The organism is Fodinicola feengrottensis (assembly GCF_010993775.1).
GTDB lineage: Bacteria > Actinomycetota > Actinomycetes > Mycobacteriales > HKI-0501 > Fodinicola > Fodinicola feengrottensis.
In genome coordinates, this window is sequence record NZ_WOTO01000008.1 from 119,538 (window position 1) to 131,762 (window position 12,225).

The 12,225-nt window shown below is 68.8% G+C and carries 12 protein-coding genes, 2 pseudogenes and 1 riboswitch; of the genes and pseudogenes, 4 read left to right on the plus strand and 10 right to left on the minus strand.

Annotation, left to right across the window (positions count from 1 at the left end):
• Positions 1–3: 3 nt before the first annotated feature.
• From thiC to GNX96_RS09795, 6 genes are all read right to left on the minus strand, one after another.
• Positions 4–1,647: a phosphomethylpyrimidine synthase ThiC gene (gene thiC, locus GNX96_RS09775; RefSeq protein ID WP_163567825.1), complete on the minus strand. Its 1,644-nt coding sequence runs from the start codon at positions 1,645–1,647 to the stop codon at positions 4–6.
• Positions 1,640–1,767: riboswitch (TPP riboswitch) on the minus strand. It overlaps the preceding gene by 8 nt.
• Positions 1,731–2,009 carry a hypothetical protein gene (locus tag GNX96_RS50460; RefSeq protein ID WP_279579900.1) on the minus strand — a complete coding sequence of 93 codons (279 nt, stop codon included), beginning with the start codon at positions 2,007–2,009 and terminating at the stop codon, positions 1,731–1,733. It overlaps the preceding riboswitch by 37 nt.
• Complete coding sequence (locus tag GNX96_RS09780; RefSeq protein WP_279579901.1) at positions 2,006–2,950, minus strand: glycosyltransferase; 945 nt, start codon at positions 2,948–2,950, stop codon at positions 2,006–2,008. Before GNX96_RS09780 ends, GNX96_RS50460 begins: the two co-directional genes overlap by 4 nt.
• The gene (locus GNX96_RS09785; protein ID WP_163567826.1) at positions 2,914–3,312 is read right to left on the minus strand and encodes a hypothetical protein; all 399 of its coding nucleotides are present in this window, start codon (positions 3,310–3,312) and stop codon (positions 2,914–2,916) included. Before GNX96_RS09785 ends, GNX96_RS09780 begins: the two co-directional genes overlap by 37 nt.
• Positions 3,246–3,923, minus strand: a complete 678-nt coding sequence (locus GNX96_RS09790) for a hypothetical protein (RefSeq protein ID WP_163567827.1) — start codon at positions 3,921–3,923, stop codon at positions 3,246–3,248. The genes GNX96_RS09785 and GNX96_RS09790 overlap by 67 nt, the downstream gene beginning before the upstream one ends.
• The gene (locus tag GNX96_RS09795) at positions 3,920–4,444 is read right to left on the minus strand and encodes a DUF998 domain-containing protein (protein WP_163567828.1); all 525 of its coding nucleotides are present in this window, start codon (positions 4,442–4,444) and stop codon (positions 3,920–3,922) included. The genes GNX96_RS09790 and GNX96_RS09795 overlap by 4 nt, the downstream gene beginning before the upstream one ends.
• Positions 4,445–4,505: 61 nt before the next feature.
• Here GNX96_RS09795 and GNX96_RS50465 point away from each other — a divergent pair, with 61 nt between their 5' ends.
• The 3 genes and pseudogenes from GNX96_RS50465 to GNX96_RS09805 all read left to right on the plus strand — a co-directional run bounded on the left by GNX96_RS50465 (position 4,506) and on the right by GNX96_RS09805 (position 6,443).
• Positions 4,506–4,700, plus strand: a complete 195-nt coding sequence (locus tag GNX96_RS50465; protein WP_279579902.1) for a hypothetical protein — start codon at positions 4,506–4,508, stop codon at positions 4,698–4,700.
• A 159-nt stretch (positions 4,701–4,859) separates the two neighbouring features.
• Entirely contained in the window at positions 4,860–5,738 is an 879-nt protein-coding gene (locus GNX96_RS09800; RefSeq protein WP_279579903.1) for a fructosamine kinase family protein, read from the plus strand.
• 13 nt (positions 5,739–5,751) lie between these two features.
• Positions 5,752–6,443 (plus strand): annotated as a pseudogene (locus GNX96_RS09805) (uracil-DNA glycosylase).
• Positions 6,444–6,675: 232 nt separating this feature from the next.
• Here the strand turns inward: GNX96_RS09805 and mftF are convergent.
• From mftF to GNX96_RS09825, 4 genes and pseudogenes are all read right to left on the minus strand, one after another.
• Positions 6,676–8,130: a mycofactocin biosynthesis glycosyltransferase MftF gene (mftF, locus tag GNX96_RS09810; protein ID WP_279579904.1), complete on the minus strand. Its 1,455-nt coding sequence runs from the start codon at positions 8,128–8,130 to the stop codon at positions 6,676–6,678.
• The gene (locus GNX96_RS09815; protein WP_163567829.1) at positions 8,127–8,921 is read right to left on the minus strand and encodes a mycofactocin-coupled SDR family oxidoreductase; all 795 of its coding nucleotides are present in this window, start codon (positions 8,919–8,921) and stop codon (positions 8,127–8,129) included. Before GNX96_RS09815 ends, mftF begins: the two co-directional genes overlap by 4 nt.
• 1 nt (position 8,922) lies before the next feature.
• Positions 8,923–9,605, minus strand: a pseudogene (gene mftE, locus GNX96_RS09820) (mycofactocin biosynthesis peptidyl-dipeptidase MftE).
• A gap of 200 nt (positions 9,606–9,805) precedes the next feature.
• A complete protein-coding gene (locus tag GNX96_RS09825; protein ID WP_163567830.1) occupies positions 9,806–10,705 on the minus strand; it encodes a DMT family transporter in 900 nt (299 codons plus the stop codon).
• Between the two features lie 434 nt (positions 10,706–11,139).
• Here GNX96_RS09825 and GNX96_RS09830 point away from each other — a divergent pair, with 434 nt between their 5' ends.
• A complete protein-coding gene (locus tag GNX96_RS09830) occupies positions 11,140–12,096 on the plus strand; it encodes an aminotransferase-like domain-containing protein (RefSeq protein ID WP_279579907.1) in 957 nt (318 codons plus the stop codon).
• Positions 12,097–12,225 lie beyond the last annotated feature (129 nt).

The window sequence follows — 12,225 nt, forward strand, 5'->3', positions numbered from 1 at the left end:
CCGCTACGGCTGGATGGTCGGAAGGTAGACGCGGTTGCCCCGGGCGGCGAATTCGACGGATTTCTCGGTCATTCCAGCGGCGATCGCGGCTTCGTCCGTCAGACCGTGTTCGTCGGCATAACGGCGTACGTCCTGGGTGATTTTCATGGCGCAGAATTTTGGCCCGCACATGGAACAGAAATGCGCCGTCTTGGCCGGCTCGGCGGGCAGCGTCTGGTCGTGGAAGGACCGCGCGGTATCCGGGTCCAGCGCCAGGTTGAACTGGTCGATCCAGCGGAATTCGAAGCGGGCCTTGGAAAGCGCGTCGTCCCGCTGCTGCGCGTGCGGGTGTTGCTTGGCGAGGTCAGCTGCATGGGCGGCGATCTTGTACGTGATCACGCCGGTCTTCACGTCATCGCGGTCCGGCAGTCCAAGGTGTTCTTTCGGCGTCACGTAACACAACATCGCGGTGCCGGCCTGGGCGATCATAGCCGCACCAATCGCGGAGGTGATGTGGTCGTACGCCGGCGCGATGTCGGTCGCCAACGGTCCAAGGGTGTAGAACGGCGCCTCGCCGCAGAGTTCCTCCTCCAATCGTACGTTTTCCACGATCTTGTGCATGGGCACGTGTCCAGGGCCTTCGATCATCACCTGCACGTCTTTTGCCCGGGCGATCGCGGTGAGCTCGCCCAAGGTCCGCAACTCGGCGAACTGGGCCGCGTCATTGGCATCCGCGATCGAACCCGGGCGCAGGCCGTCGCCGAGCGAGAAAGTCACGTCGTACGACCGGAAAATGTCACAGAGCTCGTCGAAATGCCTGTAGAGGAAGCTTTCCCGGTGATGGGCGAGGCACCAGGCGGCCATGATCGAACCGCCGCGGGACACGATCCCGGTGACCCGTTTTGCCGTCAGCGGAACATATCTGAGCAGCACGCCAGCGTGCACGGTCATGTAGTCGTCGACGCCCTGCTCGCACTGCTCCAGAACGGTGTCGCGGTAGATCTCCCAGGACAGCTCGGTCGGATCGCCGTCGACTTTTTCCAGCGCCTGGTAGATCGGCACGGTTCCGATCGGCACCGGCGAGTTGCGCAGCAACCATTCCCGGGTTTCGTGAATGCGCTTTCCGGTCGAGAGGTCCATCACCGTGTCGGCACCCCAGCGGATCGCCCACACCAGCTTGTCGACCTCCTCGGCGATCGAGGAAGTCACCGCCGAGTTGCCGATGTTCGCGTTGATTTTGACCAGGAACTTCTTGCCGATGATCGCCGGCTCGGACTCCGGATGCCGGCGGTTGACCGGAATGACCGCCCGCCCGGCCGCGACTTCTTCACGTACCAGCTCGGGTTCGACGCCTTCGCGCAGCGCGCAGAAACGCATTTCCTCGGTGAGAACACCGGCTCTGGCGTAAGCCAACTGAGTGAGCGCACCACCCACCGGCCGGCGGTTCGCGATCCAGTCGGCCCGCTTTTCCCGCAGTCCACTGTGGACATCGATGGTCGCCGAATCATCTGTGTACGGCCCGGAAGTGTCGTAGACATCCAGATGATCGCCGTCGGTGAGCTCGATTCTGCGGACCGGAACCTGGAGATCTCCCAAGTAGACCTTATGCGAGCCGATGATCGGCCCGGTGGTCACGGCAGGGCTGACCCGTGCGTCGAGAGAGGTCATCGCCACATCCTTCCTACGCCGGCATTACCCGGTCAGGTTCGGGCGGTCGGCGGCACCGGGGTCTGTCGACTCCAGCCGCCCTCTCAGCCCGCTTCGGCGCGAGCTCCCGCGATGCTCTTCAGTTTTGTTGTCGGGGCCGAGGTTAACCGGGCGACCCGGCAATAATCAAGGGCCGCCCGGAAACCGTTATGCCGCTCGTACGAGCCGACGGGTTTCCCGCTCGACGCGGGACCGCGTTGGCTGAACCGACTCGTAGACCTGCTCGTACCGAGCCACTGTCTCGTCGATGATGCCATGTTGCGCGACCAACGGCGGCGGGCGGCGGCTCCCATCCGGGTCGCGGTGGCCGGATCGTCAATCAACTCGCGCACCCTCGCGGCCAGTTCGTCGACGTCTCCCGGCTCGAAAAGCCAACCTGTTTTTTCCCGGGACGTACCAGATGCGGCAACGCCATCGCGTTCGCCGCCACGACTGGTTTACCGGCGGCCATTGCTTCCATCGTGACCAGACTCTGCAACTCGGCGGTGCTGGGCATGCAGAAAACATCGCATCGAGCGTACGCGGCGGTCAGCTCGTCATCGCTGACAAAGCCGTGGAAAGTCACTCGGCTGGCGAGGCCGAGCCGGTCACTTAGCGCTTCCCATTCTGAGCGGCAGCCGCCGTCTCCCACTACCTCCAGTCGTACGTCCGGACGCTCCATCCGGGCCAATGCCCGCAAGAGATCGGGCACCCGCTTCTCTTCGTCCAGCCGGCCAACGAAAAGGATGGTTGGCTCGACGGAGGTGCCGCCGGACGGCTTGAAATGGTCGAGATCGATCCCGCACGAAATCGGGACGACCGGCTGACCCAGGTGGTGGTCGGTCAGCAGCTGAGCCGCCCGCGGAGTCGGCGTGGTCACCGCGTTTGCCTTGCGTAGGAAGCGATTCAGGTCGCTCCAAGCCAGCTTGCTGAGCGATGACCTGGTCCATTTCGGCATCCGGGTGTAGCCGAAAGCGTTGTCCGGCACGAAATGGTTGGTCGCCACCAGCGGCACCTGCCGACGCCGGGCCACTTTCGCCAACACCCGCCCCATCACGAAATGCGCCTGAACGTGAATGACATCCGGCCGCAGCTCGTCGATCAGCGCATCCACTGGGCCGGCGATTTGCCACGGCAGGCAAGTGCTCAGAGTCGGGTGGATAGGCGTGAGATAAGCCGGAAAACGGTGTACGGTGACGCCCGGTAAGGCCGGCAGCGGCACGTCCGGCTGAATTGTCTGCGGGCAGATTACGTGCACGTCGTGACCACGAGCGGCCAGCCCCATCGCCAGCCGGGCACCGAAATTCGCCGCGCCATTGATGTCCGGCGGGAAGGTGTCGGCGCCGATGAGAATGCGCGCGCGGCGGGACGGCGGTCACAAGTGTCTCCTGTTCGTAGTGAGCGGACACCGGTTCGATGCGCGACCCGGTTCCGGGCGAGCAGAACAATGCCGGCCACCGCGGTCGCCGCGGCCAGGATTTCCAGCGCCAGCACACCGGAAGTCGGTGCTGGCGTCTCGCCCAGCAGAGCCGCGCCAAGGCCGATCGACACCAGTGGGTCGAAAACCGTGACGGCCGCGATCACCACATCGGACGCACCACTGGAATATGCCTGCTGGACCAGATACGCACCGACCGTGACGGCCACCCCGATCCCGACAGCGGTCCCCAGCAACACCGGAATCCGTTGCGCGGCGAAGAATTCCTGAGCGCCGGCCCGTACAAGTGTCGAGACCAGGCCAAAAGCCATGCCGCCGCCGACCGCGCTGGACAGCACCGGATCCGGCCGTTGGTCCGCCAGGCGATCGTGGCGGCCACCGCGACCAGCAAACCGATCAGGCCGATGGCGATGCTCTCCGCGTACCGTACGGTCGTACCGCCGACCGGCTGTTGCGCCGACACCACAACGAAAATCCCGATGCCACCGGCAACCGCGAGAGCGCCGGCGATCGCTGACCGGCTGGGCCGCCGACCGGTCGCCCTGGCGTTGAGGACGGTGGTCAGCGCGGGCGCCAGCGCGCCGATCGGCTGGACCACCGCGAGCGGGGCCAGCGCCAACGCGACCAGGTGCAGGCCGGTGCCGGCGCCGAGCATCGCGCTGCCGGACAGCCATTGCCGGTTGCGCAGCATCGCCGCGATGGTGCCCAGGCCCACCCGTTCGGACGGGCCGCTCGCTCGTACGCCTCGATGCTGCAGTCTCGCCGCCAGCGCGAGGAAAACCGCGGCCACCGCGGCGAACGAGATCGCCAATGCGATCATTTAAGGCCACCGTCCACTGTGGACACAGCGGCTCGGCCGGTGGCCAGGATGCCGATCGCGATGGTGGCCAGCAGACCGAAGTCGACCACCAACAAAACCCGCTCGACCAGACCGCTGATCATCAGGTTGCCGAACTTCTGCGGATACAGGTCCGGCAGATGAGTGAGGAGAAGGGCCAGCACACTCATCGAGCCAGCCGCGCACATAACTCGTAAGCGCTGCGCGAGGGGCCGGAGCTTTTCCTTGCTGGCCAACGCAGAAGCCACTCCCAGCCCGGCCAGCGGCAGGCTGATGAAGGCAATAAGGGAGAGATAGCGGTGAACCGCGCCGGTCACCGTCAGATCGGCCAGCAGCCGGTCCGTGGGGAAAGTGGGAAGCAGGACCAAGCCCGCACACCACAGTCCCATCAGCGCGTACGTCAGCTTGGACACCCGCAAACGGGAATATCGCAGCCCGACCATCAGCCCGACCGACCCGAATGCGGTCATGACCGCGCTGAAGTTGAACAACCCCCGGGCCATGTAGGTAGACGTAATCGCTGACGGTGTCTCGGATCGGGCTGAGCGCCGCCGGCGCCACCATGTGCAGGTAGCCCACCGACAGGACCGCCAGCAGGAGTGCGGCCACGCCAGCAAGCACCGGGAACGCCGGGCTGACTGGCGCTCGTACGGCGGACTCACTCTGCTGCGCAGCCTTGCTGAGCGCGTACGAGTCGTTGAAGTCGCTGGTGACGGCCATACCGAGAATCCTGGCCGGTCGGACCCCACGCTGTCGTGATCCGTTAGTCGCGACCTGACCCTATACATTGAGCGTAAGGGCCTATGTCTTAAGTACTACGGCCAAATCCCTAGGGGAGCCTCAGGGGGGGGTTTTGGGCCCGGCCCTAATGTACGACCTTGAGCGCGGCGATGCCGCTGCCGCTGCGATAGTAATGCGATGGAGGGCGGCATAGATCTCGCGTATGTACGGGCACACGGCGGCACCTTGAGCCGGCTGATCGAGCACCAGCGGATCCGGATGACTCCGGTGCCTGGCGGTGATATCTGCGTGGCCCAACGACTGACTCTCGATGACGGAGCGGATCTTTTCGCCAAGACGCTGGAAAACGCGCCACCAGGCCTGTTCGCGGCCGAGGCCGCCGGACTGCGCTGGCTGGCTGAGCCGCGGGCCGTACCGGTGCCGGAGGTGATCGCGGTGGCGGACGATTTGCTGGTACTTGAATGGATTCCGCCCGGCCGTCCCACGGCCGAGTCCGCGGCCACGTTCGGGCGGCAGCTGGCCCAGTTGCATGCGGCCGGCGCGGACTCTTTCGGCGCACCGTGGCCCGGTTATGTCGGGTCGCTGCCGGTGAGCAACGAACCAGCCGACGACTGGCCGACGTTCTATGCGCAGCGGCGGATCCAACCGGCGCTGCGGCTCGCCGTCGACCGGCACCGGATCGGCCCGGCGGACGTGGCGTCAGTGGAGAAACTGCTCGACCGACTGGCCGAGGTGGCCGGACCGGCCGAGCCACCCGCCCGTATCCACGGCGACCTGTGGGCCGGCAACGTCCACTGTGGACAGGACGGCACCATCTGGCTGATCGACCCGGCAGCGTACGGCGGCCACCGCGAAACCGATCTCGCCATGCTGACGCTTTTCAGCCCGCCGCACCTGGACCGCGTCCTTTCCGCGTACGCGGAACAGCGCCCGCTGGCCGACGGCTGGCGGGATCGGCTGGCGCTGCACCAGATTCACCCGCTGGTCGTGCACGCGGCGCTTTTCGGGGGTGGGTACGGTGCTCGGGCAGGGGAGCACGCCCGCCTGTATCTGTAGACGGAGGCTTGGAATGGACGAGGCAGCGCGCAAGAACCTGGGCGACATTCTGGACCCGGGCTGGGCCAAGGCGCTGGACCCGGTGGCCGACCGGATCACCGCGATGGGCGACTTCCTGCGCGCCGAGATCGCCGCTGGTCGGCAATATCTGCCCGCCGGCAAGCACGTTCTTCGCGCGTTCACGCAGCCCTTCGACGACGTACGCGTGCTGATCGTCGGCCAGGACCCGACCCGTACCCGACCCCCGGCCACGCCATCGGCCTGAGTTTCTCGGTGGCCCCGGACGTACGCCCGATCCCGCGCAGCCTGCAGAACATCTACCGCGAATACGGCGAGGACCTGGAGCTGCCGCGGCCGTCCAACGGCGACCTGTCTCCCTGGGCCGACCACGGCGTCCTGCTGCTCAACCGGTCGCTCACGGTCGCACCCGGCGACTCCGGCTCGCACCGCGGCAAAGGCTGGGAAGAAGTCACCGAGCAGGCCATCCGGGCGCTCGCCGGCCGCGGCCGGCCGATGGTCGCGATCCTGTGGGGCCGCGACGCCCGCAACCTGCGCCCACTGATGCCCGGTGTGCCCTGCGTCGAGTCCGCCCACCCGTCCCCGATGTCCGCCGACCGCGGCTTCTTCGGCTCCCGCCCGTTCTCCCGCGCGAACGCCATGCTGGCCGAACAGGGCAGCGAGCCAGTGGACTGGCGGCTGCCCTAATGGGCTCGACTTTTCTCGCTCACCCCCGCCCACATGACCGGTACGGCGCGAAACTGTCGTACCCCTCCGGCAGATTTGCCCCCACCCAGTGACGGGTGGGGGGGGGGTTCGAGGACCAATATTCAACTAAAAATTACAGTTTTCCTCTCGACCCACCCCCCGCCCGTTCAAAGGGAGGGGGAAAGAAAAACAGACACCTACGACAATTTCGCGCACCATCGGCGTGTCGGGGTTAGCGGCGCGGCGGGCGGGTGACCTTGGTGAAGTCGGGGCGCAGCGGGGCGAAGGTGCGGTGCCGCGCGGCCCCTACCCACAGCCCGGTGCCATATGCGAGATCGTCCAGGCGCCGGGCCAGCACATATCGGACCGGGTCCAGCGGTGGGCGGTCCCGGATCCACGCGGCGACGCCCTCGCCGACCGCCACCGCCAGCGCGATCCGCCGGGCCCGGCGCGACACCAGGGCGGCGGCCAGCGTGACTGGCCACGCGTGCCGGGTGAGCAGCGAGGCCACCTGCCAGCCGCTGGCGAGGGTGCCACCGCGGACGAGGCTGTACGCGGTGGAGCCGGCGTCCTCCAGAGCCGGCACGTCCTCGCGCAGCCGGACGGCGAACTTGCTGGCGGCGACCGCGGTGACGCCGAGCGCGGCCACCATGGCCCGCCAGTCGCCAGTCAGGGCCAGCGCCCACGCGCCCGCTGACCAGCGGTCCATCACCAGCGGCGCGACCGCGGATCCGTGTCGCAGAGCCAAAGGCGCGGCCCCGGTGCCGTAGTAGGCACGCGTGCGCAGCCACTCGACCGGCTGGGTGCGGTGCTCGTGCGCGACCTGCGCGGCCGGCTCGTAGCGGACCCGCCAGCCGGACTCGACCAGCCGCCACACCAGGTCGACGTCCTCGGCGACCCGCATGGTCTCGTCGAAGCCGGCGCCGAAGGCATCGCGTCGTACCACCAGGGCAGCACTCGGGACGTACGGCACCCGACTGCGGGGAAACACCGACCGACGCCTCGGCCGGGCCGCGATCCAGCGAACCAGCGACCCGCTCGTAGCGGTCCAACCACGACTCGCCGCCCATCGGCACGATGCGCGCGCCGCCGCCGCGACCAACGGGTCGGCGAAATGCGCCAGCAGCGGCTCCAGCCAGCCGGCGAGCGGAGCGCAGTCAGAGTCCAGAAACGCGACCAGTCTGGTCTCCGCGCTCAGAAACCCGGCATTTCGGGCCGCGGACGGGCCCTTCGACGTCCGGTGCCGGACCAGCCGGGCGCCATGCGTACGAGCGATCCGGGCAATCGCCAGCTGGTCGCGTGACCCGTCGTCGACGACCACCAGCTCCGGAGCGGGAGTCACCGTCGCCCGTACCTGGGTCAGCAACCGATCCACCCCGGCCGGACGGTCCTTGACCGGTACGACGACAGTGATTCGCTCCGGCTCGGCCGGCGCCGGCCGCGGATGGGCCACCCCGGTGGCCAGCAACCGGTCCGCGAGCCGCGCCGAAAGGTCATCGCTGACAACAAAAGCCCCGTCGGCCAGGATGCCGGCGGCGGTCCGTGACAGGGTCAGGATCCGCAGTGGCATACCACCGATCAGCACCCGGCCGCCAGGCTGCACCCGCACTCCGGGGTCGAGCTGGATCGCGAAACCCTTCGGCAGCCGGACCGCCTCGGGTGCGGCGCCCACTCCCGGCCGGCTCATCCGATGAAGCCGCCATCGACGTGCAGGACACTCCCGGTGACCGCCGACGAGGCCGGCGAGCAGAGCCACGCCACCGCCGCCGCGACCTCGGCCGGTTCCAGAATCGGTCGGTCGGTGAGCTGGTGCGCGGCGAACTCCTCGACCGAGCCGAGGTGATAGATCGCGGCGGTGGCGTCCAACATGTCCGTACGGGTGGACCCGGGCGCCACCGCGGACGCGAGCACTCCGGTGCCGCGCAGGTCGGCGGCCAGCCCGCGGATCAGGCCGACCACCGCGTGCTTGGCAGCGCAGTACGTGGCGAGTGGGTGCCACAGCCCGCGCTCGCTGGCCGCCGCCGACGCGATCGCGACGAACCGCCCGGACCGTGGCACCGGTCGCTCCAGCAGCGCCGGGATGGCGGCCCGCGCCAGGTTGTGAACGCCGCGTACGCCCACGTCGAAGAGCGCGTCGTAGGTCGCGTCGGGCAGCTCCCACATCGGTACGCCACCGGCGAGCACCGCGGCGCCGGCGACGGCCGCGTCCAGTCCACCAAACCTGGTCACGGCCTGGCTGACGACCGCGGCCAACGCCTGCGGATCGCGTACGTCCGCGACGACCGGCAACACGGCATCGCCGTACGGCTCGACGACCTCCTCGAGGTCATCGCGGCTCGCCATCGCATATGGCAGCGTCGGATTGTTGGCGCACACGTCGACGGCGACCACCGCCCAGCCGGACTTCGCGAGGTCATGCACCACCGCCGCACCGATCCCGCGGGCCGCGCCAGTCACCACCGCCACCCGGGTCGTCACGTCAACTTCCCCCGCTCGTCGGGGGCGTCCACCGGCGAACCGCCTCCACCAGTCGAACGACCAGATCATCCAGCAGTTCCCGGCCTTCGGGCGCGCTGGCGCCGGTCGGGTCGCCCAACACCCCGTTCGGGCTGAGCGCCCGCACGCCGTGGGCACGCAGCTGCGGCATCAGCTCAGCGATCGGCGTGGTGTTGCCCGGCGCAGCCCCGGACCGCACCGCTGCCGGGTCGATGTGCAGCAACAACGACGTTTCGGTGCGGCCAGCGTGTGCGTCGCCGGACGGCGTCACGCACGGCCACCAGGCGACATCGCGGCCCTCGTACCGCAGCAGCTGGACGGCTCCCACCAGCGCGCCGGCGTTGCCGCCATGGCCGTTGACCAGCACCAACCGGTCCGCCCAGCGGCACGCCGATCGGCCGTACTCGACCAGCAGCGCCCGCAAGGTGGCCGTACCGATCGAGATGGTGCCAGGGAAATCCTCGTGCTCGCCGCTCGCGCCGTAACCGACCGGCGGCGCGAGAGCAGGCCGTCGACCGACCCGGCGGCGGCATCCACGACCGCGGTGGCGACTCTCGTGTCGGTGTCCAACGGCAGGTGCGGGCCATGCTGTTCCAGCGAACCGACCGGCACCAACAGCAGGCCGGCCCGGTCGATTTCGTTCCACCGCAACGACTGCAACCTCATGAGTGATTTCCGTTGGTACGGACAAAAGACAGCGCTGCCATCCGGGACCCAGCTGGGTCGATGCCAGCCCACCAGACACCCTGTCGTACGACCGCCACCGCGACCCGATCCGTCACTCACGCCCCTCCGTCCAGTCAGACCTCCGACGCTATGGAGCCGGATCGTCACACGCAACCCACCTGGCGGTTGGGAAAGCGGTCTTACCGAGCTCGTTGGGTGAGGAAAACGCAGGCCAGGACGAGGAGGCCGATCACCAGGGCCAGCGGACCGACGGTCTCGTGCAGCAACAACACCGACCAACCGAGCGTCAGCACCGGTTGCAGCGCCTGCACCTGGCCGATTCGGGCGACTCCGCCGCGGGCGAGGCCGGCGTACCAGAAGAAGAAGCCGAGAAACATCGACGCCACAGTCACATAACCGAAGGCAAGCCAGCTGCCGGCCGTCGCTTGTTCGGTGCCACCACGCGAGAAGACAACCGTCGCCACCGGCACTGTGACCGGCAACGAGATGAGCAATGCCCAGCAAATCGTTTGCGCGCCACCAAGATCCCGGGCCAGCGCGCCGCCCTCGGCATATCCGAGTCCACATAGGACGACCGCGGCGAGCAGCCAGAGGTCCGGCAGCGCGAGGCCGCCGCCGAATCCGCCGGACACCCCGACAAACACCAGCACGGCAAGGAAACTCGCGCTGGCCGCCAGCCAGAACCGTACCGATGGGCGCTCCCCGCCGCGGACGACCGCGAAAACCGCCGTCGCGGCTGGCAACGCGGCGATCACGATGGCGCCGTGCGACGCGGTCTCCTGGGTGAGCGCGATCGAGGTGAGCAGCGGAAACCCGACCACCACCACCCCGATCGCGACGACGACCAGCCGGCCGAGTTGAGCGGCGCTGGGCCAGCGGGCACGGGTGGCGGTCAGGTAGCCGGCGGCTAGTACGCCCGCGCCGGCGGCCCGCCCAAAGGCCACGAACCACGGGTCCAGGCCGACGACTGCCAGCCGGGTGGCCGGCAGGGAGAAGCTGAACAGCACCACTCCGAGAGCGCCGAGGAACAGTCCAGCCGTTACTCGACTGGGAGCAGTAACGTTATCCTTCACCGTCATGGATAACGATAACGCTGAGGCCGCCGTTATCCGCGCGATGCGCGTCACACTCGCCGCGGCGCAGCCTGGCGAGCGGTTGCCGTCCGTACGCTCCCTCATGGCGCGGTTGCGGGTCTCGCCAGTCACCGTCCAACACGCGATGCGACGGTTGGCCGCCGAGGGCGCCATCGAGGTCCGCCCTGGTCAGGGCACATTCGCCGCCCCAGCGGCGACCGTACCGGAAAGCCCGGACCTGCGGTGGCAGTCGGTCGCTCTCGGCCCGCGCGCGGACGGCGACGAAGCCCTGCCCGACCTGCTCGCCGTGCCGCCACTGGACACCATCGCGCTGTCCGGCGGCTATCTGGACCCGGCGCTGCAACCGATCGCGGCGCTCGGAGCCGCGCTGGGCCGGGCGGCCCGGCGACCCGCTTCTGGGGGCGCGCGGGCGGTCGGACGTGCCGGACGACCTGCGCGGCTGGTTCGCCCGGCAGGCCGGCGGCGCCTTCCAACCCGGCGACGTCGTCGTCTGCCCGGGCGGCCAAGCAGCGCTGTCGACCGCCTTCCGGGCACTCGCGAGGCCCGGAGACACCGTGCTGGTGGAATCGCCGACGTATTTGGGCGCGATCGCGGTCGCCCGCAGCGCCGGCATGCGAGTGGTCCCGGTTCCAGCGGACGCCGACGGCGTACGGCCGGACCTGCTCGCCGACGCCTTCGAGCGGACCGGATCACGGCTGTTCTACTGCCAGCCGCTGTACGCCAACCCGCACGGCGGCGTTTTGTCAGTGCGGCGCCGCGGCCTGGTACTGGACATCGTCGCCGCGGCCGGCGCCTTCCTGCTGGAGGACGACTGGGCTCGTGACCTGGCCATCGACGGCACCCCGGCACTGCCGTTGGCCAGCGAGGACGTGCACGGACACGTCGTCTACCTGCGGTCGCTGACCAAGTCGGCCGCCCCGGGCCTACGAATCGCCGGCATCGCCGCCCGCGGCGCGGCCGGTGCCCGGCTGCGGACCGCTTGCGTACGCGACGACCTCTTCGTTTCCGGTCCTTTGCTGGAGGCTTCGATGGATTTCCTGTCGTCGCCGGCCTTCCAGCGGCACCTCCGCGCACTGCGCCCGGCCCTGGCCGCCCGCCGAGAGGCGATGGTCGCCGGCCTGCGGGCGCACCTGCCGTCCTTGACACCCGCCGTCGTACCCGCCGGTGGCCTGCACTTATGGACCCGACTTCCGGACAACCTCGACGACCGGTCGGTGGTCGCCGCGGCCGCCCGCCAAGGCGTCGCCGTGCACGCCGGCCGGCCCTGGTACGTGGACGACCCGCCTGCCCCACACCTGCGACTGACCTTCGGCTCAGCCGCACCGGCGGTCGTGTCCGAAGGCGTCCGCAGACTCGCCGTCGCCATCCACGGCTGAGGGGTTCCCGTAGGCCTGCCGAGTGGCACTGAATCGGCCAACTCTTCATAGGGTGCGGCGCGAAACTGTCGTACCCCTCCGGCAAATTTGCCCCCACCCAGTGACGGGTGGGGGGCGGGTTCGAGGACC

Excerpts from the sequence above, each read along its gene's own strand:
- GNX96_RS09790 (WP_163567827.1), bottom strand. The coding sequence starts at position 3,923 with ATGATCGCATTGGCGATCTCGTTCGCCGCGGTGGCCGCGGTTTTCCTC.
- mftF (WP_279579904.1), bottom strand. The coding sequence starts at position 8,130 with ATGAGCCGGCCGGGAGTGGGCGCCGCACCCGAGGCGGTCCGGCTGCCG.
- GNX96_RS09780 (WP_279579901.1), bottom strand. The coding sequence starts at position 2,950 with ATGGGGCTGGCCGCTCGTGGTCACGACGTGCACGTAATCTGCCCGCAG.
- GNX96_RS09825 (WP_163567830.1), bottom strand. The coding sequence starts at position 10,705 with ATGACGGTGAAGGATAACGTTACTGCTCCCAGTCGAGTAACGGCTGGA.
- thiC (WP_163567825.1), bottom strand. The coding sequence starts at position 1,647 with ATGACCTCTCTCGACGCACGGGTCAGCCCTGCCGTGACCACCGGGCCG.
- GNX96_RS09800 (WP_279579903.1), top strand. The coding sequence starts at position 4,860 with ATGGAGGGCGGCATAGATCTCGCGTATGTACGGGCACACGGCGGCACC.
- GNX96_RS09795 (WP_163567828.1), bottom strand. The coding sequence starts at position 4,444 with ATGGCCCGGGGGTTGTTCAACTTCAGCGCGGTCATGACCGCATTCGGG.